The organism is Flavobacterium sp. RSP49, from assembly GCF_003968735.1.
Classification (GTDB): Bacteria; Bacteroidota; Bacteroidia; order Flavobacteriales; family Flavobacteriaceae; genus Flavobacterium.
This window is the reverse complement of sequence record NZ_RYDN01000001.1, coordinates 76,147-101,950: the sequence shown is the minus strand read 5'-3', so window position 1 is coordinate 101,950 and position 25,804 is coordinate 76,147. Positions and strand designations below refer to the sequence as shown.

Genomic DNA, 25,804 nt, shown 5'->3' with positions numbered 1-25,804 from the left:
ATTGAATTGTTTTTGTCTTTAAAAAAAATAAAAAGATATGAATGACCTTTTAAAATTTCCATTTTACGCAAAACTTACGCTCGTTTTATTGAGCTTAATTGCTATTATTTTTATATTTTATATTGGTCAAAATATATTGGTTCCCATAATGATGTCTTTTTTATTTGCGATATTGTTGTATCCCATCGTTCAGTTTTTAAAATCTAAACTCTACTTTCCCCATGTGTTAGCCGTTATGCTGGCGGTACTGCTTTTTGTATTGCTTTTTTTAGGCCTTTTTGTATTTCTATCCTTTCAAATCAGTGATTTTGCAGATGATTTTGATAAAATTGAAAAAAACATAACTATTCATATTAGTAATATTCAACGGTTTCTCAGGGAACATTTCAATTTGAGTTCTTGGGAACAAAAACAATATCTGGATACTGCCACTGAAGATTCTATGAAAAAAGGGAAAGAAATCATTGGTACCACGCTAATGTCATTTACAGATACGCTACTAAATTTGACCTTAATCCCTATTTATACTTTTTTGATTCTTTTATACAGGACTCATTTTTTGTTGTTTTTGTCTAAACTATTCAAAAAAGAGAATCATGAACAATTAAAAAATATTTTAACAAATATTAGAGTTGCTATAAACAGTTATATTGTGGGTTTAATTATCGAGACGATTTTAGTATCGGTAATGACTACTATAGGATTTATACTTATTGGTGTGAAATATGCTGTTTTGCTGGGTGTTGTAACCGGAATTCTAAATCTAATTCCCTATATAGGAATCCTTTTTGCCGGAATTTTAAGCATAATTGCCTCACTGACTGGTTCTCCAGATTTGTCCATAATTATTGGTGTAATTGTGGTTACCATCTTTGTTCAATTAATAGATAATAATATCCTTGTCCCAATAATAGTAAGTTCAAAAGTAGAAATAAATGCTTTTATATCCATTATAGGAATCATTATTGGAGGAGCCATTGCGGGAATCGCCGGAATGTTTTTAGCATTACCCATAATTGCGGTTCTTAAGGTAATTTTTGACCGAATTGAGTCATTAGAACCTTGGGGGTATTTAATGGGAGATCATTTGCCCAAAACCTATACTTGGCATAGTATCAAATTACCGTTATTCGATTCAGATGCATCCTCTAAAAAAACCATAATTAAAACGGATCTTATAGTTCCTGTTTTTACCGAGACAACAACGGAAAACAATACAGAGAATAAAGCAGAAACTGACCTTAATAAAACAAGTGACTCTATTTAAACCAATTGTTTATCAATGTTTTGCTGGTTTTTTCTTTCTCAATTTTTAAATTAATTTTGTATGATGACTAAAAAGCAAAAGCTGATTTTATTCTTTTTGATCGTCTGTTGCCACCTGATTTCTTTTTCACAAGTAAACCAGAAGGAAAAAGATTCCGCTGCCGTTTACAAAAAAATTCAATCCTATTCTAAAAAAAATAAGTTTACAACACTTGTTCATAAATTAGTTTTCAGACCTGTAACTATAAAAAAAACAAAGAAAAAAGTAATTCCCAAAAAGTACGAAACTTTTGAAGGAAAAATAATCAGAAACATTACTATTATTACTTTAGACCCTTTTGGGTATTCTGATATAGATACCTCAAGAGTCCCCAAAAACTGGGCCGAACGAACTGGAAACCGGATTCATATCAAAACAAAAAAGCTCGCTATTAAGAATATACTGTTAATAAGAAAACATACTCCTTTCGACTCACTATTAGTAAAAGAATCAGAACGATTGATTAGAACTCAAAGATACATCAGTCGCGTTGACGTAACCCCACAATTAATTCAGAACAGCCCGGATTCAGTAGATGTCACCTTTCGGGTTTTAGATACATGGAGTATTATTCCCAAGGGATCCATTTCCAGTTCAAGAACTAATTTTGAACTCAATGATCGTAATTTTCTGGGCACTGGCCATGAATTCAAAAATGAATTCAAAAACAGATTCAGCGACGGAAAAAGTGCGTATGGATTGTCCTATAGCGTTCCTAACATCCAGAATACCTTCATTCAGACAACTCTGAATTACCGGATAGATTTAGACAATTACTACAGCAAAAGCCTCAATATAGACCGTCCCTTTTACTCTGCTTTTACAAAATGGGCAGGGGGAATATACATAGACCAGCAATTTAGAAAAGACACCCTTGCTGATATCAATTCCGTATTTGCCTATCAAAATTTCAAATACAATTCACAAGATTTATGGCTTGGACGTGCCTTTTCTATTTTTAAAGGAAAAACAGAAAGTCAGCGGACCACTAATCTGATTCTGGCAGGACGTTTTTTAAATATAAAATATTTGGAAAGCCCAACTATCCTCTATGACGCCACTGATTTCTACTCTAGTGAAAAACTTGCTCTTTTCGGGATTGGTATTAGTTCACGTAAATTCGTGCAGGACAACTATATTTTCAAAAATGGAATTATAGAAGATGTCCCTATTGGCAAAATATACAGCATCACTTCTGGCTTTCAATATAAAAACAATTTGGGGCGTTTGTACCTAGCTGCCCGAGCGGCTTTTGGAAATTATTATAAATGGGGCTTTTTAAGTGCCAATGTAGAGATAGGTACCTTTTTTGAAAAATCAATCACGCAGCAAACTGCTTTTTCTTTTCAGGCAAATTATTTCACAAACTTGATGAGTCTGGGAAAATGGAAATGGAGACAGTTCATCAAACCTCAGGTAATTATTGGTACAAACCGTGTCAACATTATTGGCGATCAGCTAAATATCAATGAAAACTATGGACTTAGGGGCTTTAATAGTGCTCAATATGGAACCCAAAAAGCACTCTTAACCATACAAACGCAAGCCTATGCGCCGTGGGATCTTTGGGGATTTAGAGTCAATCCTTATTTTAATTATTCCATTGCCGTACTAGGGAATCCTAATAAGGGATTGACTCAAAGTAAAGCCTATTCAAAAATTGGAATTGGATGCATCATAAACAATGATTTTCTGGTTTTTAGTGCTTTTCAAATTTCGCTTTCGTACTATCCTTCCATTCCTGGAAATGGCGAAAATATTTTCAAAACAAATGCAATTGAAACAACTGATTTTGGTTTTCAAGATTTCGAACTGGCAAAACCCCGTACCGTGCTTTACAAATAATACGTTTTATAAATATAAATTATTCCAAAAAAATATTCACATAATACTAATATCGTTTAAAAACAGTTCAATTGATAGGGGATTATATTGAAGACACGATCTACAGGACACTTTTTTTTAGAAAATCACAATACTGTTGAATGCTGATCCTGCTATTGAAGTGATTTAAAAAGAGAACAAAACGGGGGTTTACACAACCCATATCCATATTGGATATTTTGACAAAATAAATCGCATACTGGCTTTAAAATCACTCTGTTTGTAGTGCACAATGAAGGGTGTGAATTATATAATTTAAAACCTTAATTTTATAAGAAAAAATTATATTTTATTGTTTACTTTTATTGTGTTAAAATTTTAACTAAAAACCAAACAAAATGAAAAAAGTTACCTTTTATTTGATGATAATGGTATTATCAATTAGTGTTCTTCCAACACAAATGTTAGCGGCTGAAAAAAATCCAACTGTAATTTTAAATACTCCTAAAGAAGTGCCTGCAGAAGTAAAAGTTTTGCTTAATAGACTTGATGAAATAAAAGCAATGGATAGATCGTCTTTGACTTCAGTTGAAAAAAAAGAATTACGTAAAGAAGTACGTACTATCAAAGCAGAATTAAAATCTACAGGAAATGGTGTATACTTATCTGTAGGTGCAATTATCATCATTATTCTTTTATTAATACTTTTATTGTAAATAAATTTATAACTGTAGAAAAAGGAAACGAATAATCGTTTCCTTTTTTTATGAAGTAAAATAACAAAGTAAATGTTAATTATTTGATATTGGCATAATTGTTGGCTTTACTTCAAAACGAGATAAAATAGTAACTAAAATTACTATCTAATAATTACTAATTAAAATTTCGAAAAATGAAAACATTAAAATTAATCATTGCAGGAATTATACTATTTGCATCCGCAAATACGATGCAAGCGCAGGTTTCAGTAAATGTAAATATAGGTCGTCCACCAGCATGGGGGCCAGTTGGTTATTCAGCTGTAGATTATTATTATTTACCGGATGTTCAAGCTTATTATGATATACGAGCCACACAATTTATTTATTTTGGTGGAGGAAATTGGATTCGTTCAAGAAATCTACCTAATCAATACAGAAATTATAATCTATACAATGGTTATAAAGTAGTCTTGAACGATTACCATGGTTCAAGACCATACAGTAACTTTAAAACACACAAAGTAAAATACTACAAAGGATACAAAGGTAAACCACAAAAATCAATAGGTTCTAACCGCAGTAATAACAATAAAGTGTACAAAAGTAATGGGAATAACGTACATGGCAATAAAGGTGGAAAAGGAAATAATGGAAATGGAAAACATTAATACTGATTTCATAATAATTTATAAAAAGAGTCTCATTGCTGAGACTCTTTTTTTTAGCACATGAATCCTTAATTAAACGTTAATTTTTTTGTTTTGGCACAGTTGTTGGAATTTTAGAAGAAGCATCGCAATAACAAGTTATTATAAAAATTTATTACTAATTAAATATTTGACAGAATGAGAACATTAAAATTAATCGCTGTAGGAATTATCTTTTTGGCATCCAGTTCAATACAAGCACAAGTTTCCATAAATCTAAATATAGGTACTGCTCCATCTTGGGGTCCTGCTGGATACGCCAATGCAGAATATTACTATCTGCCGGATATAGAAGCATATTATGACGTAAGAGCAACGCAATTCATATATTTTGGTGGAGGAAGATGGAACCGATCCAGAAATTTACCTAGACATTATCAAAATTATAATTTGAACCGTGGCTATAAAGTTGTGCTAACTGATTATCATGGATCAAGACCTTACAATAATTTTAATAGTCATAAAAGGAAATATTACAAAGGATATCACGGAAGAGAACAAAGAAATATACGACACCATGCTAACAATCGCAGAGTATATGTTGACCATAGAAATAATGATAACCGAAGAAAATATTCCGCTCCCAGAAAATACGACAATCGAAAAGAATACAAAAAACACGACGATCGAAATGATAGACGCGAGAATGATCGTGGACGCGGTAAAGGAAGAGACTAATTAGTAGTTCAATCGTTGAACAGAATAGTAAAGAGGGATAAAATCAAAATTGGTTTTCTCCCTCTTTTTTAGATTATTTTTGTTTTTAAAGAAAACTAAAAACATTTCACATAAAAATATTTAATTCTTACATTTGAAGCTATTGCAAATTAAATTTAAAAAAATGCAAAAAAAAAATATTCTAGCTATTGCAGCATTCCTTCTTTGTTTTCAAATATCAATTGCTCAAGACCCTAAAAAATTAAATGCTGTCGAAATTTATAATCAAATTCAAAAGCTCAATTTTCTTGGTTCCGTACTTTATATAGCCGCACATCCTGATGATGAAAACACCCAATTGATCTCTTATTTATCTAATGATCAAAAGGCCAGAACCGGCTATTTGTCTTTGACACGCGGGGATGGTGGACAAAACTTAATCGGCACGCAATTACGGGAATTATTAGGAGTAATACGAACCCAAGAACTTATTGAAGCCCGAAAAATTGATGGAGGAGAACAATTTTTTTCCCGTGCTAATGATTTTGGTTTTTCTAAAAATCCAACAGAAACATTAGAAATTTGGGATAAAAAACAAGTACTAGCTGACGTTATTTGGGCCATCAGGAAATTTCAACCTGATGTGATTATTAACCGATTTGATCATCGTTCGCCCGGAACCACTCACGGACACCACACGGCATCAGCAATGTTAAGCGTAGAAAGTTTTGACTTAGCGAATAACCCATCAATTTTTCCCGAGCAATTGCAATTTGTAACACCTTGGCAAACCAAACGACAGTTTTTTAATACGTCTTGGTGGTTTTATGGAAGTATCGAAAAATTTAATGCTGCCCCTAAAACGAATTTAATTGCGTTGCAAACAGGAGTTTATTACGCTGGATTAGGAAAATCAAATCAGGAAATAGCTGCATTAAGTCGCAGCCGCCATCAATCCCAAGGGTTTGGTAGCACTGGGGCCCGTGGCGAAGAAACAGAATATTTAGAGTTTATAAATGGAGATGCTTTAAAAGATAAAAAATCAATTTTTGAAGGAATCGATACTTCGTGGAACCGAATAAAAGAGGGAAAATCAATCGGAGAATTATTGACAACTATTGCCGCTGAATTCGACCATAATAATCCTTCGGCAAGCATTCCAGATTTGGCGAAAGCCTATGCTATGATGAAGGCTTTGGACGAAAATCAGTGGTCGCCACTGAAATCAGAAGCCATAAAAGAAATTATATCGGCCTGTTCCGGTTTGTATCTTGAAGCCGTTGCCCAAAATCAGGAAGCGACTCCCGGAAGCACTATTAAATTGAAACTCGAAGCTATCAACAGAAGTACATTTCCTTTTCAATTAATAAGTGTGACTACTTTACCAAATCAAATTACGACACTTCAAAATCGCGAGTTAAAAAATAATATTCGAAATAACATAAACCTCGATATAAAATTACCCGAATCAATTAACTACACACAACCATATTGGTTAAAAGAAAAAGGAACAGTTGGGATGTACGCAGTAAAGCAACAAAAAAACATAGGGATTCCAGATATTATTCGGGAAGCTAAAGTGATTTTTAATATTAAAATCAATGAAATCGAAATTCCATTTGAACGAACCGTAGTGTATAAATACAACGATGATGTAAAAGGGGAAGTATATAATTATCTAGACATTGTTCCCGAAGTTACTACTTCAATTGTAAACAAAGTATTGCTTTTTAAAGACACAAAAAAGAAAGCTGTAGCCGTAAAAATTAAAACTGGAAAAGACTCCGTAAAAGGAATTTTACAACTTGAATTACCTGAAAAATGGGGTGTTTTTCCTAAATCAATTCCTTTTAATATTGAAAAAAAGGGAACGGAACAAATTGTTTATTTTGAGGTAACTGCACCAAATAAATCCGAAGAAGCTGTAGCCAAAAGCGTGGCGATAATTGACAATAAACAATTTGACAAAGAACAAATTATCATTAAGTATGACCACATCACAAAACAGCAAGTTTTAACATTGGCTGAAGCCAAATGCATCAAAACAGATTTAAAAACGAATGGTGAAAAAATAGGATATATTATGGGTGCCGGAGATGAAGTTCCCAGTAGCCTGACCCAATTAGGATATGCCGTAACACTACTTAAACCTGAAGAAATTACTCCTGAAAAATTAGAATTGTACGACGTAGTCATCACAGGTGTTCGTGCCTATAATATCTTGCCTGCACTGGCAAACAAACAAAATATACTTTTTGATTTTGTAAAATCTGGAAAAACAATGATCGTTCAGTACAATACTGCAGGAGATCTTGTTACTAATACTATTGCACCTTATCCCTTGAAACTCTCCCGTGACCGAGTGACCGAAGAAGATGCCGAAGTCCGATTCTTAGCGCCACACCATCCTGTTTTGAATTTTCCAAACCAAATTACAGCTACAGACTTTGAAGGCTGGAAACAAGAACAAGGTTTGTATTACCCCAATGAGTACGACAAAGCCTTTACTCCTATCCTATCTTCAAATGACAAAGGGGAAAGCCCTAAAAATGGTGCATTACTTATTGCTCCTTACGGAAAAGGACACTATATTTATACCGGCTTAAGTTTTTTCAGAGAATTACCTGAAGGCGTTACTGGTGCCTATAAATTAATTTCTAATATCATTTCGCTACAATCATCTGAAAAAATTCCTGTTCAAAAAATCAAGAACTAACCCACTTTAAAATGGAAACAAAAAAAATAAAAATCTGGAAGAAAAATTATACTTGGGTACTTGTAGCCAATGCAATATACATCCTGATCTTTTGTCTCATCATGAAATTATACGCTTAAATTATGCAATTATTTGATTGGATTATACTGATAGTAACTTTATTGTTTATTGTAATTTATGGGGCTTGGAAAACCAAGGGCAGTAAAAATGTAGAAGACTTTATTTTAGGGAGTAATGAAACACCTTGGCATGTTGTAGGACTTTCTGTTATGGCCACACAAGCCAGTGCAATTACGTTTCTTTCTACTCCCGGGCAAGCCTATCATGACGGTATGGGTTTTGTGCAATTCTATTTTGGACTGCCAATTGCAATGGTGGTAATCTGTGTGACCTTTATCCCTTTATACCACAAATACAAAGTGTATACAGCTTATGAATACCTTGAAAAAAGATTTGATTTGAAGACCCGTTCCCTAGCTGCCATCCTTTTCTTGTTCCAAAGAGGTTTAGGAACCGGATTGACCATATACGCTCCGGCAATTATTTTGTCCGCTTTATTGGGTTGGAATCTTACCTACATGAATATTATTATTGGTGTATTAGTTATCATTTATACTTTTTCGGGTGGAACCAAAGCAGTGAATGTAACTCAAAAACAGCAAATGTTTGTGATTATGTCCGGAATGCTAATCACTTTTTTTCTGATTTTGCATTATTTACCTAATGATATGACTTTCTCCAGTGCGTTGCATATTGCTGGGGCAAATGATAAAATGGATATTGTTAATTTCTCTTTAGATCCAGAGGAAAAATATACCTTTTGGAGCGGAATAACAGGAGGTTTTTTCTTGGCATTAGCCTATTTTGGTACCGATCAATCGCAGGTAGGACGTTATTTATCCGGACGATCCGTTCGAGAAAGCCAGATGGGACTAATCATGAACGGGCTTTTAAAAGTACCTATGCAGTTCTTTATTTTACTGACCGGAGTTATGGTTTTTGTCTTTTTCCAATTCAATCCTGTTCCGTTAAATTTTAATCCAAATAATAAAGCCATGATTGAAAAATCAGCTTACAAAAGCGAATACAATGCTTTGGAGAAAAAATTAGACGATTTATCCGAAGACAAAAAAGTAATTAATCTTTTGTACATCGACCAGCTCAATCAGGATTATGACAATCCAACCCTTAGGAAAGAATTAGTGACTTTATCCAATAAAGAAAAAGATTTAAGAGATCGAGCCAAAGAAATAATTCTCAAAGCTGATAGTAATAGCGAGACCAATGATAAAGATTATGTGTTTTTTCACTTTATTCTCAACTATTTACCCAAAGGGCTTATTGGTTTGTTACTGGCCGTAATTATTTCGGCTGCTATGTCCTCTACCGCTTCGGGATTGAATGCACTGGCCTCTACCACCGCAATTGATATTTACAAACGCAATCTAAAAGAAGAAAAATCAGAACGGCACTACCTGTATGCTACAAAATTCTTTACCTTACTGTGGGGAGTTATAGCCATCCTATTTGCTTGTATTGGAACGCTTTTTGAAAATTTAATTCAACTGGTAAACATCATTGGATCCATATTTTATGGAACAGTCCTTGGAATTTTCTTAGTTGGTTTTTACATCCATAAAGTACAATCTAAAGCCATTTTTTATAGCGCTGTAGTAAGTCAGATTACTATTTTTATCATCTACTATTACGCCATTTATATTTTCCCGAGCGGAGAAGAAAAACTGGGTTATTTGTGGCTGAATTTCATTGGTGCAATGCTTACAATTGTAATTTCATTATTGTTGCAATGGACCATTTTTAGAAAACAGAGAGCGATAACAGCCTAAATAAAAAAATAACCGCAGATTCACAGATTTTTATATTGATAATCCGTGAATCTGCGGTTATTTTTTTTACTTCAGAAGTTCTTATATAAAAATCTCTTCTTCCGCAGAAACGAGCAAGAGCGAACTGGCGAAGTAATAATAATCCCATGAATACTATATACGCAAACATCTAATAAATTATTCAGTCCAATAAATTACACAGTCCAAAATTTCAAAAAAAAAATCCCGTCTCTAAATGGAGACGAGATCTTCTTATATAAAAACGTTAGAGTAATTAGTTTTTACTCCACTCTGTAATACTGTCTTTATTCATTTTCACGTAATCTTGGTTTTTAGCAATTTCTGCTGCTGCAAGTGATGCTTTAGCCGTTTCAATTGCTCCTTTTTTGTCTCCCAGTTTACCTTGAATTAATGACTTCAATCTGTTGTACCAGAACGGTTTGTCTTTAGACATATCTAACGCTTTGTTTACATAAACCAATGCTTTTGCATAGTCGCCATTCGATTGGAATAAAAATTGAGCAGCAGAAAAATAATCTGCACTAGCTGGTCCAGCTAATGCTTTCTCGATGTTAGCCGTTGTTTTTTGTTGTGTTGGCACTTCAAATTTTAAAGCAGCATAGGAGTTCTCCCAATAGATTTCTAAAAAAGCAAAATTATTGTCTAAACCACTAATTCCAATAGTAAATGTTTCCACACTTTTATTCACTGTTTCAGGGGTAACAGTAGCTCTAAGCGCTACATTTTCTTCTTTCCACTCTTCTGGATTACCCCAGTTATCTGTAGTTTTATAAAATAGTATCTCCCAGCTTTCTATTTTCGGAATAGTATACAATGAATATTTTCCTTTTTTCAATGTTTTACCATCAATAATCACATCATCGCTAAAGGAAACAGTTGTATTTTCATTAGCTCCAGTTCTCCATACTTTTCCAAAAGGAATTAAATTTCCAAAAACGGATCTTCCTCTGGCACTTGGTCTTGAATAGTTAACTTCTACATCAGTCAAACCAACTGTTTGCATAAACGACATTTTCGGACTTGATTGAGGTGTTTTTAACTGAGCCTCAGCGCTGAAACCGGCCATGAATAAAGCCAGTGCAATGATTATTTTTTTCATATTGTAATTTTTAAATGTTTTCCAAATTTACAAATTCAATGCCTTTGTACTGTTAATTATTCCTTAATTTAGATTGAATATTTCTAACTGCCTCAAAATCCAATTCGTTAAAATGATTAATCATTACATCTGCTTCCGATAAATCTTGTGCTTCAGAATGAATACTGTTGTAGCCCACACAAAAAATCCCAGCAGCTTTAGCCGCTTTTATTCCATTTGTACTGTCCTCAATAACGATACAATTTGCTTTTGGTGCAACTGATAAACTTGCCGCATATTCAAAAATAGCAGGATGTGGTTTTGATTTAGGGAAATCTTCACCACTTACCACATGTGTAAAATAATCATGTAACTTAAACCGGCTAAACACGCGTTCAATAGTCACTTTGGATGCCGAAGAAGCCAAAATCAATTGTATTCCGTTTTGGTGTAATTCTTTGATAAGATGTTCGACGCCTTGTAGTAATTCTAGATCTGCTTTACTATCAAACGCATCATTAAAAATAGTTCGTTTTCTTTGAATCAGATCTTCTACTTCCTGTTCAATTTCAAAAATCTCTTTCAATTTCTGAAATATATTCCGAGTAGAATTTCCTGTAAATGAAGTGTACATATCTTCCGTAACAGAAATATTTAATTCAGCGAATTGTTTGAAATAAGCATAACGGTGTACTGGTTCAGTATCAACAATTACACCATCCATGTCAAAAATTACGGTTTGTATCATTTTTGTTAAATTATTAGACTTTATAGATTTTAAGACTTCTTAACTTTTTAGAACGGAACATTAAAAAACTGAATTCTAACCATTATTTCTTAAGTAAATAACGAATCACGGTTTCTGCAGCATACAAACCAAATAATCCAGGCATGTAACTATTGGTTCCATAAAATGATTTTTTGAAATTAGATCCATCTGTCATTTTTAAACTCGTTTCATCTTGAATTTCCGAAGAAAAAACCACTTTCAGTTTATCAATTTTAAATTCTTTCAATCGTCTTCGAATGGTTTTGGCAAAATAACAATTCACGGTATTGGTAATATCAGTCACTTTCACTTTTGAAGCTTCCATTTTTCCACCTGCGCCCATACTACTGATGATTTTTACTCTTTTTCGTTTGGCTCCAATAATCAAATTCAGCTTTGGCGTCACACTGTCAATGCAATCCAAAACATAATCAAATTCCTCCGATACAATTTCGAAAGCACGCTCTGGCGAAAGAAATTCCTGTACACGCGTCAATTTTAATTCTGGATTAATGTCCATCAATCGATCCCCGACGACAGTAATTTTTGGTTGTCCTACAGTTGAATGTAAAGCAGGCAATTGTCGGTTTATATTGGTAATATCAACTACGTCACCATCAACAATAGTCATCGTTCCCACTCCTGCTCTTACCAAAAATTCGGCCGCAAAAGAACCAACACCACCCAATCCTACAACCAATATATTTGCCTTTTTTAAATTATCTAAACCTTCTTTTTTGAATAAAAGTTCGGCTCTCTCTGTCCATTCTGCCATTGTTTTTTGTTTAAATTTTAATGTTTTTGAAAAATTCTGAAATCAAAAACTTCATTATAATTACTATTCACAAGTTCCTGTATTTCTTCCAGCGAAATTCCTCTGTATTTTGCTGCCAATTCATAAACTGCTTCAATTCCTTCATCCACCGTATCTGTTTCCAAAAAAAATCGATTATCAGGAACGCTTTTAAAAACAGCTTCTAGGTCCTGATTTAGCAATAAATATTTCCCAAACGAAATATAAAATCCATTGTTCACTAATTGTTTAGCGACTTGGGCATTTTTGGAAAACCCATGAATCAGCATTGGAACTGAAATATTCAACTTTTTCGTAATTGCAATCACTTCCTGAAAAGCCGCAACACAATGTAACACGACTGGTTTTTGATATTTTTGTGCCAAAAGTAATTGCTTTTCGAAAACTAACAGCTGCAATTCCATTGAAACTTCGATGCGTTTGTCCAGTCCACATTCACCTACAGCGAGACAATTTGCTTCTTGTAATTTACTTTCGATTAGTACCAAGTCGGCTTCTATTCGTTCTTTAACGATAAACCACGGATGAATCCCGATGGAATAAAACGGAATTGTGGCATCAAATTCTTGTGGATATTGATTCACTAATTCCAACACATTGGGTTGATTCGTATCTTTATGTGTATGCAGATTAAAGAAATCCATTAGTTGTGAAATTTTTTAACTCCCGCTTTTATCTCGATATTCAAATCATTTTCCAATGGTACTATTGGACAGGAATATGTAAAATTATACGCGCAATACGGATTGTATGACGTGTTAAAGTCAATCACAATAGCATCTCCTTTTGGGATTTTCAAATCAATGTATTTCCCGCCAATGTAACTTTCGTTTCCTGCAGTCAGATCTGAAAACGGTAAAAATAAATAGTCTTTATATTCCTCTTTTTTTGAGAGCTCCATATTCTTGTACACATTCAGTTTCAAATCCTGACCATCAATTCTAAAAGAAAGTTCGCCATATTTGACATACAATGGTTTCCTGTCCGTAGATGTTTTCATTTCAAAAGGCTTCTCTTTTTTTGTTCTTACTAACTTAGCGACCACATAAAAAGTTTCGTTTGCAGGATAAAAATCAAGTGTTTTGAATTCCGCTAAATCTTTCGGAGTCAACGGACTTGTCTTTGCATCGGCATATTCTGAATTTAATTCCTTTTGAAATTTGGCTACAGCCGAAACGTCAAATTTATATTGGCCAAAGCCTAAATTCAATTGAATCAAAAGAAATAAAGTAAATAGCGTTCTCATGTTCTTATTTTTATGTAAAAATAGTTTAAAAGTTACTAGGACACAAAGACGCATCGGTACAAAGTTTTCTACCTTTGCAAAATATAACAAATACATGTTTCAAACTGCTTTTCAACGCTACATTAATAATTTCAAAGGCTTTACCAGAGAAATTTGGATTCTAACGCTTGTCACTTTTATAAATCGCGCCGGTACGATGGTTTTGCCTTTTTTATCTAAGTATTTAAAAGAAGATTTGAATTTATCCTACGCACAAGTGGGATGGATTATGGTTGCTTTTGGTTTTGGTTCTATGCTGGGATCTTGGCTTGGTGGCAAATTATCCGATAAAATAGGCTTTTATAAAATCATGGTTTTCAGTTTATTCACCAGCGGAATCCTTTTGTTTTTTGTACAATACATTCGGACCTTCTGGGGATTGTGCATTGGAATGTTTGTCATAATGACCGTTGCTGATATGTTTCGTCCCGCCATGTTTGTCTCCTTGGCGACTTATGCTAAACCTGAAAATCGTACCAGAGCACTGACTTTAGTTCGGTTAGCGGTAAATTTAGGCTTCACAGCTGGACCCGCTTTAGGTGGTTTAATCATTATGAATCTAGGTTACAGCGGATTATTCTGGGTGGATGGAAGTTCGTGTATTGTATCTATTTTAATTTTCACCCTACTGGTAAAAGAACGCAAAAAACCTGCCGATTTAGCCTCCGCCAATAGCGAAACTGAGATGCCAGCCTCTGTTTTCAAAGACAGAATATTCTGGATCTTCCTTTTTGTTTGTTTCATAACAGCCATGCTTTTCTTTCAACTTTTCACCACTTTACCCTTATATCATAATGAAAAATTTGGATTAACCGAGTTTCAAAGTGGACTTTTATTGTCTTTAAACGGACTGTTAATTTTCTTTCTGGAAATGCCAATTGTAAGTTTCACTCAAAGAAAAGGCATCAGTATACTCAAAATTATTCTTTGGGGCGCATTGCTAATGTCATTGAGTTTTTATGTTTTACTCATCAATATGTGGGCTGGAATACTAATTGTTAGTATTCTTTTTATCACTTTTGGCGAAATGTTCATCTTCCCTTTCTCCAATTCATTTGCGTTGAGCCGGGCTCCAAAAGGGCATGAAGGCCGCTACATGGCTTTGTTTACCATGAGCTTCAGCTTAGCACACATTGCGAGTTCTAAAACTGGACTGGAAATCATAGCCGCTTTTGGCTACCAAGCTAACTGGTTTGTCATGGGAAGTTTAGGTATTTTAGCTGTGGTAGGTTGTATCTGGCTGCAAAAACTCGTTCAAAAAGAACACAATTAATTCCATTATCATTCTTTGGGCGTGACCCTATAAAAAAAAGGGGCTTATCAACAAAATCGTTATTAGCCCCTTTTCTTTATAGCGTCGGGTTATACGCGCTACTTCGGTAGCTAGCTTCTACCCCTCACGCAGTCTCCTTATGATGATAACATTTTTGATTAAAAGGATAATTAATTTCCAAAAAACTGCAAAAACACGTTAAAACTAAAAAAATAGTTAAAAAACTACATTTGTAGTTTGATAACTAAAAAAATAGTTGTAAATTTGGTTTAAATAAAAAATTATGCAAAAGTTAACCAACAAAGAAGAGGAAATCATGCACATTTTATGGAAGCTCAAAAAAGCATTCGTAAAAGAAGTCCTTGCAGAAATCACAGAAGATCAACCCCATTATAACACACTTTCAACCATTGTGCGCAATCTGGAAGAAAAAGGTTTTGTATCGCACCATGCTTTTGGGAACACGCACCAATACTATCCTATCGTGAGTTTAGAAGATTATAGAAAACGATTCATGAATACTGCTATTGATAATTATTTCAACAGCTCATATAAAAATATGGTATCGCATTTTGCCAAAGAAGAGAAAATATCTGCAGCTGAATTACGGGAAATTTTGGCTATGATTGAAAGTCATAAAGAGGAAATATAAACTTTAGATTAACAATATTAATTATGGAAGTATTTTATATTTATCTCATCAAATCCAGCGGATTAATTGCCTTGTTTTATTTGGCGTATCATTTTATGTTGCGAAAAGAAACTTTTTTCACAAGCAATCGTTGGTTTTTGTTATTGGGATTATTCACTTCCATTCTTTTGCCGTTAGTTGTTTTTACTAAAACAATATGGGTAGAACCTACTCCTATAAATTATGATTGGTCATCATTGCCCAGAAGTACAATTATTGATGAAGACCACACGCAAGAATATATTTTTCTGGCATTAACAGTGCTGTACTGCATTGGCACATTATGCCTTTTCACTAAATTTGGTTTTGAATTTTACAGTTTACAAAAAATAGTAAAAGGAAAAACCATAAAACGTCAAGCGAATTTTAAATTTATAGACTTAAAAGACAACCTCGCTCCTTTCTCTTATTTTAATACTATCGTTTACAATTCGTCCTTGTACAGCAGTTCCGAATTAGAAAATATTTTGGAACACGAAAAAGTTCATAGTGAGCAAAATCATACTGTTGATGTATTAATTTCAAGATTGTTTTGTATTGTGTTTTGGTTTAATCCATTCATTTGGTTTTATAAAAAAGCAATTATCCAAAACTTGGAATTCATTGCTGACAGCGAAGCCACGAAAAAGATATCCGACAAAAAAGCGTATCAGTTCACACTTTTAAAAATAACAACACAGGAGAATTGTGTTGCCATTACTAATCATTTTTATCAATCATTAATCAAAAAACGAATCGTTATGTTAAACAAAAATCAATCAAAAAAATCGAATTCCTGGAAGTACGCAGTCGTTATTCCTGCTTTAGTTGCATTTGTGATGCTTTTCCAAGTAAATGTGATAGCTCAGGAAAAAAAAATTAAGATAGATGAAATTATCGAAATGTCAAAATTTAATACTGACAAATCAACTACAGATATTGAAATTAGAGAAAATTGTGAAATTGTTCAAAAAACACATAATGTTACTTTAATATTCTCAAATATCAAAAGGAATTCGTTAGGAGAAATTGTAAATATTAGTGCTTCTTATGATGATCACAAAGGGAATAAAGAATAATATACACAGGAAGGAAACACTCCTATTAATCGATTTGTATTTTTTTATAAGAAAGATAAATTGAATAATGTCAATATTGGTTTTTTCAATGCTGATCTAAAGAAAAAAGCTAAAAAAATAGATATAGTTACTGACACAGCTAAAAGAAGAGCGTCAATACTGACTATAAAAACAGAAGAAATATTGAAAAATGATAGTCCTGAAAAACCAATTATTTTTATCAATGGCAAAAAAACAAACCTCGTAATGGAAGTTATAAACAAAATGGATCAAAATTCAATTGAAACTATGACTGTTTTAAAAGGATCAGCTGCCGAAGAAAAATATGGAGATGAAGGAAAAAATGGAGCTATTGAGATAACAACCAAAAACTTGAAAAGAGAATTGAAAAACCCAATTATATTCATAAATGGTAAAAGAACAAATACCACTCTGGATGATTTAAACAAAACAGATCAAAATTTAATTGAAAGTATGACTGTTTTAAAAAAGATAAATGCTGAAGAGAAATATGGTAATGGTGGGGAAAATGGTGCAATTGAAATTATCACTAAAGGAAATGTAGATTTATTAAAATCCTCCAATAAAAAATCAAAATAGAATTAAACATTTAAAAACCCAGAAAGACGGTCCAGATCAAGATCGTCTTTTTTTATATCTTTACACCAAACAAAATGATATGTATAAAATCCTAGCCCAAATTAACAAAGTTATTTTACCTAGTTTCACCAAACAACGATTGGATTTGGCTAAAGCCAAGAAATGGCAAATGGCTATTATTGGTTTTAGATATTACGTAACCACACGTGCATTGGATTAATACGTAATTGCGGCAAAAATTTCATTTCCTTTGATTTTTGTCCTTCCATTCAAGAAAGTTAATTCCATCAAGAAATTGCATTGTACAATTTCACCGCCCAATTGCTCCACTAATTCGCAAACTGCTTTGGCTGTTCCTCCGGTGGCCAATACATCATCGTGAATTAGGATTCGGTCTCCTTTTTTAATCGCATCAATATGAATTTCTAAAGTATCGGTTCCATATTCTAAATCATATGTTGCTGAAATAGTTTCGTAAGGCAACTTGTTTGGCTTTCGAACCGGAATAAAACCTACATTTAATTCCTGTGCGATCAACATTCCAAAGAGAAATCCACGACTTTCCACTCCTATTACCTTATCAATTTTTTTGCCTTTCAAGGACAAAACCAGTATTTCAAGGCATTTATTCCTCGCTTCGGGATCGATTAACAGTGGAGTTATGTCTTTAAACAAAATTCCTTCTTTAGGAAATCCCTGAATATCACGTATATAATTTTTTAATGGCATGTTTTTTTGTTTTTTTATAATTTTAGACTTGCAAATTACACATTTATACTTATATTTGCACCCGCAATGAAGTTATTATAACGGTTTGCAAATGGCCTTGTGGCGCAACTGAATAGCGCACTTGATTACGGCTCAAGAGGTTACTGGTTTGAATCCAGTCAAGGTCACGAAATATGAAAGTAGCCAGCTTTCGAAGATACTTAAACCCCTGTAAAACAGGGGTTTTTTCTTTTTTATACCTTTTAGATATTCCGACGAAAGTACCCCACCATTCCGCGCTAAAGGTCGCCATTTATTCCGGCACAAAGTACGCCAGTCAAACCGTCCTTTATCATCACTAAGTAAAGATGATGTTTTTCAAAGTTAATGATTTTTTTTAGTTCTCAAAGATTTACCTGTTAATGCTATTCTGTGTGCTGAAGCTGACAATCTGTCCATTATGGCGTCGGCCAGAGTTGGCTCCTCAATGAAGTTGTACCAAGTGTCCACGGGTAACTGTGACGTGATCATGGTTGACCCTAAACCATATCTATCCTCGAGAATATCCAACAAGGCAATCCTTGCATCATTATTCAAGGCTTTCAATCCAAAGTCATCTAGGATCAGCAGCTTATTTGCAGAGATACCTCTAATCCATTTCAGATATGAACCATCGAGCCTTGCTTGGGTCACGGCATCCATGAACTTATTCATACTAAAGTACTGGGTACGGTAACCTAGCAAACAAGCACTGCGCCCTAAGGCGCAGGCCATAAAAGATTTACCACAACCAGTGGCACCAGTTATCAGAACGTTTTCGCCTTTTTCTATAAACATGCCATCAGAAAGTCTTAATACCTGTTCTCGTGTAATGCCTCTTTCTGTATTACAGATTATATCTTCAGGTAATGCATGGTAACGCAGTTTGCTAGCCTTTAGATACTTTTGTGTTCTGGTGTACTCTCTGTATTCTACTTCTGCCTGAGTAATCATAGCAATCAAAGAATGTACCTCTTCTATTTCATGTACAGGAAGTGATAGTGCGGCTTCATACCTTTTGGCCATGCCCGTCAATTTAAGCCCTTTAAGCTGTTCTAATGTGTTTTGTGTATTCATTTCTATTAGGATTTATTTAAGTTGTTTAATTATAGGCTTCAGGGCCTCTGAGGTTTTTGTGGTCAGGGATACGGAATTCAGCAGGAGCCTCTTCTTCGAGTAAATCCATATTGTTTTCTAGGATATTTTTAATGACACCATAGCTGATTTTGTTACCCCTTAAACCCCGCTTACATGCAGCCTCCATTCGGATACTGCCATACGAATTCATTAATCTCAACAGACCCAAACAAGCGGTATAGGACTGGTCGATTATCAGTTTACTGTCCATTACTTTTTTGAAGAATTCAAAAGTATACGGTCCATTTTCTTCGGCTTTTTTGAGATAGTATTCAGGGCTCTATCCACGTTGATTACTAATGGCCTGGTGTCTTTCGGGCATATGTTCCCTAGTACTGGTATAACCATGGCTGGTATAATTTCTAGTATGCACAGCAATTCTTTGTCCATCAGAATAGATCTCTACGATGTCTTGATCATAAGAAATGCGTACCTCCTTTCCAATGTAGCGGTATGGAACAGAGTAAAAGTGCCAGTCTTCACCCACAAGCACATGGTAATGCTTTTGCACCTTTGCCTTGGTGTAATGTCTGATACTGTATGGGGATTCTGGTAAGGGTTGTAGTGCTATTTTCTCTTGGCTTTCAAACAACTCAAGTCTACTAAATACTTTCTTCTGAAAGTTCAACTGATGATGACTATCGAGTTTCTCTTTAATGGCCTTGTTAAGTTCAGAAAGACTATGAAAAGTATCGTTACGCAGAGTGGCATAAACGCGCCTATAGGTGATCTTTACATTATTTTCAACAGAGGGTTTATCTTTTGGTTTATAAGGACGAGCCGCCAGCAGAGCGATATTATTGTGGTTTGCCCATTGCTCGAGCATATCAGTAAACACAGGTTCATATTTACAACTTTTTGACACCCATTGCCTCATGTTGTCCGATTTAACAGTCAAAGGAACGCCACCAAAGTATTCAATGGTATGGTTTAACGCCTTAACCACTTGAGGTAGTTTCGCATCAGGTAAAGCCTCTACATAACCATAACCACTAAAAGGAAGCACTGCAACATATACCGGGCACGCAATTAGTTCTCCTGTTGAAGTATCTACATAGTGAAGCATATCACCGGCAAAGTCTACTTCGAGAAGCTTTGCAGGAGTATGGACGAAATGCATCACGGCATTGTTAAGCTTCTCCTGATCCTGTAAAAGTTCACAGAACCTAGAATACTGAAAGCCTGATGGATATTCTTTAATGTATTCTTCCCAAAGCAGTAGACGAGTTACTCCCGTTCGATTAAGCTCCTTACTAAAATACCCACTCAGATTGTTAAAATGAACTTTCCGAGGGTCGGAATCGTCCACTACAACCGGCTTTATAAGTCCAAGTACCCGCTCAAGTTCCTGATCGGAACGCTTTAATAATTCTTGAAAATCAACTCCAGTTTGCGCAAATTTTTGCAAATACAGTGCGATTGTTTTTCTAGAAATTTTGACTTCCTTTTCTATAGCACGCTGTGAAGCACCACGTTCTAAGAATAAAAGTATCTGTCTTATCTTAATCATACTAAGTAGTTTATTTGCCATACTGCAAGTGGTTTTTTGATTATTATAAACCAAACTTATAGCAAATGGCGGTTAAATCTCTACTTAGTGAGATAATGGATCTGGAATAGGTGGCGTACTTTGTGTCGGAATGTCAGTCCGTTACACGTATTAAATCAGGAGGAAAGTGGCGTACTTTGCTCCGGAATAAGTGGCGACCTTTCCAGCGGAATCCTGGCGACCTTTGTGTCGGAATGGGTGGCGTACTTTGTGTCGGAATCGTGGCGACCTTTGCAGTGGAATATCCACCTTTAATCTTTTATCATCTTTTATCATTTTTATTACCCCCATTCTTACCCCCTTTTGTAAATATATATTTTACTGTTTAAAAACAGGGAATTTTAACTGAAGTTTTTACTCCATAAAAGAGGATTGTTTTTACTAAAAATCTTAATATACTTTAAACCAGGTTGTTTTTACTTAAAATCTTAATCCTCTTAAAAACAGAATATATTTACTTAAAATCTGTACTCCACAAAGACCGCTTCGTCCTTAACAAAATAATTATTACAAATCATCACGGACAATAAAACGGTCTCCCGTTTCCCAATATGTTTAATTATATATTTGTCAATCTGCGTGTCAGGAAAAATCTATGTTGCGTCTAATATGGATAATTGCATAAAATGATACTGAAAATCTTTGTATACCTAAGCTGTTTCTTTTTTTCAACATTCGTGTTTGCGCAAAACTCGATTCCACAAGTACTGAAACAATGGAACAAAGGATCCGTTCCTTATATCAAAGTGACGGAAATAAAATCAAAAACCAATATTGTTTTTCTTGATGCCCGAGAACCAAAAGAATTCAACGTGAGTCATATTGAAAATTCCATAGCGGTTGGTTTTAATCAGTTTGACGGTAAAAAAGTGACAACAATTATAAAAGATAAAAATGCACTTATAGTAGTCTACTGCTCTATTGGTGTGCGAAGTGAAATCATTGGAGACAAATTATTAAAATTAGGATACAAGAATGTTTTCAATTTATATGGTGGTATCGTTGAATGGAAAAACTACGATAAAAAAATAGTAGATAACAAAAAAACAGAAACAAACGAAGTCCATACTTACAATAAAGAATGGAGCATCTATCTAAAAAAAGGGATAAAAGTATATGAAAAATAACGCATTACTGATTTTTACCCGGAATCTGGAATTAGGAAAAGTAAAACTCGATTAGCCAAAACTATTGGTGATGAAAAAGTATTAAAAACATATAAGGATCTACTCCTTCACACGATGAAAGTCACCCAAAGTTTAGATTACGATAAATTTGCTTTTTACGATAAAACAATTGATTATAATGACTTATGGGCTGGTTTTTCATATAAAGAAAGACTTCAATCCGGAGCTGATTTGGGAGTTCGCATGCAAGATGCTTTTCAGCAATTATTTGAATTGGGATACCAGAATTGCATCATAATTGGGAGTGACCTGTTCGATTTACAAGACTCTCACATCAACGAAGCTTTCTCTAAATTAAAGTATAATGTTGCTGTGATTGGTCCTGCAGAAGATGGTGGTTATTACCTTTTAGGGTTAAAAAAAGTGATTCCTTCTCTTTTTAAAAACAAAAACTGGGGAACAGCTGCAGTTTTATCGGATACTATGAAAGATTTAGAAAATTACAAAATGGAATTTACAGAAACGTTAAATGATAGTGATACCTTTGATGATTTAGAAAAAAGCAGTTATTATAAAACCTTAAAAAGCAACTTAAATAATGGATAAGTATATCGATATTATTTTAAATTCTTACAGAGGTTATTTCAATTACTTAAAAAATGAAATTATTTTTCCCAATTGGAATAATTATTTTTACGGATTATTAGTCATTTCTTTGGTCGTTTGGCTTTTAGAAATTGTTTTTCCTTGGCGAAAAAAGCAACCCATTTTTAGAAAGGATTTCTGGTTGGATTTATTCTATTTGTACTTCAATTTTATTCTGCTAAATCTGGTTCTTCTTATTGCTTTATCTAATATAACGGAGCAGGCTTTAAATGATTTTGCAGCTATTTTTGGTTTACAACTAACATCGATCAAGCTGTATTCCATTTCAGAATTACCAAAACCAATCTCCTTAGTACTATTCTTTTTGATTGCTGATTTTATTCAATGGAATACACACCGTTTATTGCACATTGTCCCTTTTTTATGGAAAATACATAAAACACATCATTCTGTAAAGGAGATGGGGTTTGCGGCACATTTTCGGTACAACTGGATAGAACCCATCATTTATAAAACGATTCTTTACATCCCAATTATTTTAATTGGTGGTTTTAATCTTAAGGATGTGTTCATAGTTCATTTTGTCTCTATTGCGATTGGACATTTGAACCATGCTAATTTGGGTTGGGATTACGGTTACTTAAAATATATTTTCAACAATCCAAAAATGCACATTTGGCATCACAGTAAAAAAATGCCAAACAAATACGGAGTAAATTTCGGAATTTCATTAAGCCTTTGGGATTATCTTTTCAAAACTAATTATATTCCTGCGGATGGCAGAGATATTGAACTTGGTTTTAACGATGAAAAGCAATTTCCGGCTTCATTCCTGCAACAAGAATTGTACCCTTTTAAAAAATAACTTGTCAGGTTTAGTCATAAACTCCGACTATTTGGTAAACAATTTTAAATTAGTATAAAATGAAATCGAAGATTCACGAAAATAAACAATAAGCGATACTAAATAGGACTAAAAAATGCCTTTTAATACTTTTAATACTTCCTTTGATTTCTTGTGCCAAATCGACCAAAGAAATCCCAGATTTAGCTTATGGTAACAATACTGAAGCAACCGTTCAAACAATAATAAATCATGCTAAATGGAATGCTCTATTACAAAAACATGTTTCTAATAAAGGAAGTGTCGACTATAAAGGTTTCCAAAAAGATGCTGTCGAATTAGAATCGTATTTAGATCAATTAGGTAAAAATGTCCCTACAAAATCCTGGCCAAAAAATGCTGTCTTCGCATATTGGATTAATGCGTACAACGCCTTTACAGTAAAATTAATTTTAGATAATTATCCGCTAATAAGTATCAAAGACATCAACAATCCTTGGAGTAAAAAGTTTATTACATTAGGAGCAAAAAAATACAGTCTGGAAGAAATTGAACACGAAATTTTACGTAAAATGAATGAGCCGCGTATTCACTTTGCCATCAATTGTGCATCGTTTTCATGTCCTAATTTATCAAATGAAGCTTATAAATCGGCCACATTAGACAAGCAATTAACTGATGCCGCAAGAAATTTTATGGCAGATAATACCAAAAATACGATAACAAAAGACAAACTTGCAATTTCTAAAATTTTCGATTGGTTTTCAGGAGATTTCAAGAAAAAAGGGTCCATAATTGATTTTATTAGTCAGTACAGTACTGTTAAGATACACCCGAAAGCAAAAATTAGTTTCAAAGAATACAATTGGACCCTGAATGAATAAGATTTCGATCATAATACCCATTTTCAATGAAGTCAATGCTATAGATCGATTTTTAGAACATCTTTACACCAGCATTTCCAAAACAATACCCTATGAAATCATTATCGTTGACGGCGGTAGTACGGATGGTTCTCAAAATAAGGTTAAAAAATACCCGAATATCGTTTTATTTAATACCGAAAAAGGTCGGGCAAAACAATTGAATGCAGGTGCAAAAATAGCCACGGGAAGCCTCTTTTATTTTTTACATTGTGATAGTTTTCCTCCTGAAAATTTCGATTTAGATATAATAGCACAAATTCGAAAAGAAAATAAAGCAGGTTGCTTCCGTATGAAATTTGACTTTGCCCACCCAGTATTATTAGTTTCGCAATGGTTTACCCGTTTCAATTTCAGTTCATGCCGCGGTGGTGACCAATCTTTATTCGTGACCAAAAAGCTCTTTACAGAAATTGACGGATATGATGAACAATTTACTATTTATGAAGACAATGAGATCATAAAAAAACTATATGATAAAAAACATTTTACTGTAATTCCAAAATACGTAATCACCTCGGCCAGAAAATATCAAAAAAATGGGGTTTATCGCTTGCAATACCATTTTACAATTATTCATCTCAAGCGGAGATTGGGACATTCTGCAGAAGGCTTGCTGCGGTATTATAAAAAAAACATAAAATAAACGATCTGATTCTTTGCATTACAATAGCTGCTTCGCTTTTATAATACTTCAATTTTGAATATAAATTTTCATAGAATTGAACACAAATAGAACTAAATACTAAAGAGAAAACAATGAAAAAATTACTCGCTACTGCCATACTGTCCACACTTGCTTTTATGGGCTGTAAATCAACAACTGAAAAACAAGATTTTACAGACAAAATCGAACTTGCGCATCATAAGCAGCAATTCCTTTCAAAAGAAGCCATTCAATTCAATATCAAATTAGAATTTGGGGGGAAAGAAAGGCTAAATGCTAAAATGATTGTACTCACGAATTCAAGCAAAGGCGTATTAGAGTTTAAAAATAAATCGAAAATCATATTTGACCAAGATAAAGTTTTCTATTCAGCTGCTATTCCTAACGAGGAATCCGTTCGCTTTGATGCCTTTACATGGGAGTACTTTTTTCTTTTCCCTTTTAAACTAAGCGATCGCGGTACCAAATGGAATCCTTATGAAAATAAAGAAATTGATCATAATGATTATTTGACTCAAAAATTAACTTTCCAATCCGGAACTGGGGACGCACCAGATGATTGGTATGTTGTTTATGCGAAAAAATCTGATAATTTAATTGAAAAAGCAGCTTATATTGTAACAGTAAAAGGAAATAAAGAAGAAGCCGAAAAAAACCCTCATGCCATCCAATATTTAGAGTATGAAGAGGTAGATGGTGTTCCAATTGCGACAAAATGGTTGTTTTGGGAATGGAAAAAAGAAGAAGGTCTTACGAAAGAAATTGGAAAAGCAACATTATCTGATATCCAATTCGTTTCAGTTGACAAAGACACTTTTAGGCCGGGAGCTAATTTTAAAACGAAATAGAAATATTTT

The 25,804-nt window shown here is 33.9% G+C and carries 26 protein-coding genes and 1 tRNA gene; 19 read left to right on the top strand and 8 right to left on the bottom strand.

Translation table 11 applies throughout. The features are described 5' to 3' along the window. The first annotated feature begins 37 nt into the window (after window positions 1–37). The 7 genes from EKM02_RS00435 to EKM02_RS00405 all read left to right on the top strand — a co-directional run bounded on the left by EKM02_RS00435 (window position 38) and on the right by EKM02_RS00405 (window position 9,758). Complete coding sequence (locus EKM02_RS00435; protein WP_126451511.1) at window positions 38–1,267, top strand: AI-2E family transporter; 1,230 nt, start codon at window positions 38–40, stop codon at window positions 1,265–1,267. A 60-nt stretch (window positions 1,268–1,327) separates the two neighbouring features. Continuing rightward, the gene (locus EKM02_RS00430; protein ID WP_317124967.1) at window positions 1,328–3,151 is read left to right on the top strand and encodes a hypothetical protein; all 1,824 of its coding nucleotides are present in this window, start codon (window positions 1,328–1,330) and stop codon (window positions 3,149–3,151) included. A 377-nt stretch (window positions 3,152–3,528) separates the two neighbouring features. Beyond that, complete coding sequence (locus EKM02_RS00425; protein ID WP_126451510.1) at window positions 3,529–3,846, top strand: hypothetical protein; 318 nt, start codon at window positions 3,529–3,531, stop codon at window positions 3,844–3,846. 176 nt (window positions 3,847–4,022) lie between these two features. After that, on the top strand, window positions 4,023–4,499 hold the full coding sequence (locus tag EKM02_RS00420; protein WP_126451509.1) for a hypothetical protein: 477 nt from the start codon (window positions 4,023–4,025) through the stop codon (window positions 4,497–4,499). A 177-nt stretch (window positions 4,500–4,676) separates the two neighbouring features. Next, on the top strand, window positions 4,677–5,216 hold the full coding sequence (locus EKM02_RS00415) for a hypothetical protein (RefSeq protein WP_126451508.1): 540 nt from the start codon (window positions 4,677–4,679) through the stop codon (window positions 5,214–5,216). Between the two features lie 163 nt (window positions 5,217–5,379). Further along, window positions 5,380–7,911 carry a PIG-L family deacetylase gene (locus EKM02_RS00410; RefSeq protein ID WP_126451507.1) on the top strand — a complete coding sequence of 844 codons (2,532 nt, stop codon included), beginning with the start codon at window positions 5,380–5,382 and terminating at the stop codon, window positions 7,909–7,911. A gap of 122 nt (window positions 7,912–8,033) precedes the next feature. Further along, window positions 8,034–9,758 carry a sodium:solute symporter gene (locus EKM02_RS00405; RefSeq protein WP_126451506.1) on the top strand — a complete coding sequence of 575 codons (1,725 nt, stop codon included), beginning with the start codon at window positions 8,034–8,036 and terminating at the stop codon, window positions 9,756–9,758. Window positions 9,759–10,032: 274 nt separating this feature from the next. On the opposite strand, the gene EKM02_RS00400 is transcribed toward EKM02_RS00405, so the two are convergent. From EKM02_RS00400 to EKM02_RS00380, 5 genes are all read right to left on the bottom strand, one after another. Next, window positions 10,033–10,878 carry a DUF2911 domain-containing protein gene (locus EKM02_RS00400; protein ID WP_126451505.1) on the bottom strand — a complete coding sequence of 282 codons (846 nt, stop codon included), beginning with the start codon at window positions 10,876–10,878 and terminating at the stop codon, window positions 10,033–10,035. A gap of 52 nt (window positions 10,879–10,930) precedes the next feature. After that, window positions 10,931–11,605 (bottom strand): HAD family hydrolase, encoded by a 675-nt coding sequence (locus EKM02_RS00395; protein ID WP_126451504.1) that lies wholly within the window; start codon window positions 11,603–11,605, stop codon window positions 10,931–10,933. Window positions 11,606–11,687: 82 nt separating this feature from the next. Then, on the bottom strand, window positions 11,688–12,401 hold the full coding sequence (locus EKM02_RS00390) for a ThiF family adenylyltransferase (RefSeq protein WP_126451503.1): 714 nt from the start codon (window positions 12,399–12,401) through the stop codon (window positions 11,688–11,690). 17 nt (window positions 12,402–12,418) lie between these two features. Next, entirely contained in the window at window positions 12,419–13,084 is a 666-nt protein-coding gene (locus tag EKM02_RS00385) for a TatD family hydrolase (protein WP_126451502.1), read from the bottom strand. Continuing rightward, window positions 13,084–13,686, bottom strand: coding sequence for a DUF1684 domain-containing protein (locus tag EKM02_RS00380; RefSeq protein WP_126451501.1), 603 nt, complete (start codon window positions 13,684–13,686; stop codon window positions 13,084–13,086). The genes EKM02_RS00385 and EKM02_RS00380 overlap by 1 nt, the downstream gene beginning before the upstream one ends. 94 nt (window positions 13,687–13,780) lie before the next feature. Between EKM02_RS00380 and EKM02_RS00375 the strand changes: the two genes are divergently transcribed. From EKM02_RS00375 to EKM02_RS00355, 5 genes are all read left to right on the top strand, one after another. Continuing rightward, the gene (locus EKM02_RS00375) at window positions 13,781–14,998 is read left to right on the top strand and encodes an MDR family MFS transporter (RefSeq protein WP_126451500.1); all 1,218 of its coding nucleotides are present in this window, start codon (window positions 13,781–13,783) and stop codon (window positions 14,996–14,998) included. A 283-nt stretch (window positions 14,999–15,281) separates the two neighbouring features. Further along, on the top strand, window positions 15,282–15,650 hold the full coding sequence (locus EKM02_RS00370) for a BlaI/MecI/CopY family transcriptional regulator (RefSeq protein WP_126451499.1): 369 nt from the start codon (window positions 15,282–15,284) through the stop codon (window positions 15,648–15,650). A 23-nt stretch (window positions 15,651–15,673) separates the two neighbouring features. After that, entirely contained in the window at window positions 15,674–16,747 is a 1,074-nt protein-coding gene (locus EKM02_RS00365; RefSeq protein ID WP_126451498.1) for a M56 family metallopeptidase, read from the top strand. A gap of 60 nt (window positions 16,748–16,807) precedes the next feature. After that, window positions 16,808–17,347 carry a hypothetical protein gene (locus EKM02_RS00360; RefSeq protein WP_126451497.1) on the top strand — a complete coding sequence of 180 codons (540 nt, stop codon included), beginning with the start codon at window positions 16,808–16,810 and terminating at the stop codon, window positions 17,345–17,347. 79 nt (window positions 17,348–17,426) lie between these two features. Then, window positions 17,427–17,567: an SsrA-binding protein gene (locus EKM02_RS00355; protein ID WP_091170625.1), complete on the top strand. Its 141-nt coding sequence runs from the start codon at window positions 17,427–17,429 to the stop codon at window positions 17,565–17,567. Here the strand turns inward: EKM02_RS00355 and EKM02_RS00350 are convergent. Continuing rightward, window positions 17,564–18,076, bottom strand: coding sequence for an adenine phosphoribosyltransferase (locus EKM02_RS00350; RefSeq protein ID WP_126451496.1), 513 nt, complete (start codon window positions 18,074–18,076; stop codon window positions 17,564–17,566). The genes EKM02_RS00355 and EKM02_RS00350 overlap by 4 nt on opposite strands. Window positions 18,077–18,169: 93 nt before the next feature. Between EKM02_RS00350 and EKM02_RS00345 the strand changes: the two genes are divergently transcribed. Further along, window positions 18,170–18,243: transfer RNA gene (locus EKM02_RS00345), tRNA-Arg, on the top strand. Window positions 18,244–18,439: 196 nt separating this feature from the next. On the opposite strand, the gene istB is transcribed toward EKM02_RS00345, so the two are convergent. Together istB and istA are read right to left on the bottom strand one after the other, a co-directional pair. After that, on the bottom strand, window positions 18,440–19,171 hold the full coding sequence (gene istB, locus EKM02_RS00340; RefSeq protein WP_126451495.1) for an IS21-like element helper ATPase IstB: 732 nt from the start codon (window positions 19,169–19,171) through the stop codon (window positions 18,440–18,442). 340 nt (window positions 19,172–19,511) lie between these two features. Beyond that, window positions 19,512–20,762: an IS21 family transposase gene (istA, locus tag EKM02_RS00335; RefSeq protein ID WP_234423123.1), complete on the bottom strand. Its 1,251-nt coding sequence runs from the start codon at window positions 20,760–20,762 to the stop codon at window positions 19,512–19,514. Window positions 20,763–21,406: 644 nt separating this feature from the next. Between istA and EKM02_RS00330 the strand changes: the two genes are divergently transcribed. The 6 genes from EKM02_RS00330 (at window position 21,407) to EKM02_RS00305 (ending at window position 25,795) form a co-directional block, all read left to right on the top strand. After that, a complete protein-coding gene (locus EKM02_RS00330; RefSeq protein WP_126451494.1) occupies window positions 21,407–21,907 on the top strand; it encodes a rhodanese-like domain-containing protein in 501 nt (166 codons plus the stop codon). A 3-nt stretch (window positions 21,908–21,910) separates the two neighbouring features. Continuing rightward, entirely contained in the window at window positions 21,911–22,513 is a 603-nt protein-coding gene (locus EKM02_RS00325; protein WP_317124969.1) for a TIGR04282 family arsenosugar biosynthesis glycosyltransferase, read from the top strand. Then, complete coding sequence (locus EKM02_RS00320; protein WP_126451493.1) at window positions 22,506–23,378, top strand: sterol desaturase family protein; 873 nt, start codon at window positions 22,506–22,508, stop codon at window positions 23,376–23,378. The genes EKM02_RS00325 and EKM02_RS00320 overlap by 8 nt, the downstream gene beginning before the upstream one ends. A gap of 143 nt (window positions 23,379–23,521) precedes the next feature. Next, window positions 23,522–24,241, top strand: coding sequence for a DUF547 domain-containing protein (locus EKM02_RS00315; RefSeq protein ID WP_234423122.1), 720 nt, complete (start codon window positions 23,522–23,524; stop codon window positions 24,239–24,241). Further along, complete coding sequence (locus EKM02_RS00310; protein WP_126451492.1) at window positions 24,234–24,926, top strand: TIGR04283 family arsenosugar biosynthesis glycosyltransferase; 693 nt, start codon at window positions 24,234–24,236, stop codon at window positions 24,924–24,926. Before EKM02_RS00315 ends, EKM02_RS00310 begins: the two co-directional genes overlap by 8 nt. A 113-nt stretch (window positions 24,927–25,039) precedes the next feature. Beyond that, window positions 25,040–25,795, top strand: coding sequence for a DUF6503 family protein (locus tag EKM02_RS00305; RefSeq protein ID WP_126451491.1), 756 nt, complete (start codon window positions 25,040–25,042; stop codon window positions 25,793–25,795). Window positions 25,796–25,804: the final 9 nt, after the last annotated feature.